At 65.8% G+C, this 401-nt stretch carries 1 protein-coding gene; it reads left to right on the top strand.

The window, feature by feature from the left end; all coding sequences use genetic code 11:
* Positions 1–23: 23 nt before the first annotated feature.
* On the top strand, positions 24–401 hold a 378-nt coding region (locus tag BST12_RS29625), incomplete at its 3' end, for an alcohol dehydrogenase catalytic domain-containing protein (protein WP_281254853.1).

Raw genomic sequence — 401 nt, 5'->3', positions numbered from 1 at the left:
GTGATTTGTCGAATCTGGCGCTGGTGCCCACCGAGCCGATCGAGTTGGCTGCCGGGCAGATTCGGGTGGCGATCCGTGCTGCGGGGTTGAACTTCCACGATGTGGTGGTAGCGGTAGGCGCCATCTCCGATGTGGGTATGGGCGCGGAAGCTGCCGGGGTGGTCCTCGAGGTTGCCCCGGATGTGCACACCCTGCAGCCCGGTGACGCGGTGATGGGTTTGTTCCCGAACAACGCCTTTGCCCCCACGGCGGTCACCGATTACCGCATGGTGATGCCGATACCCGCCGGGATGTCGTTTGCGCGGGCCGCCTCTGTGCCGGTGGCTTTTTCGACCGCCTATATCGGGTTGGTCGAGTTGGGCGGCTTGCGCGCTGGGCAGCGGGTCCTCATCCACGCCGGG

It is taken from the genome of Mycobacterium angelicum, assembly GCF_002086155.1.
GTDB classification, from domain to species: domain Bacteria; phylum Actinomycetota; class Actinomycetes; order Mycobacteriales; family Mycobacteriaceae; genus Mycobacterium; species Mycobacterium angelicum.
Note: the sequence above shows the minus strand (reverse complement) of the source record. Positions and strands in the feature narration are given on the sequence as shown.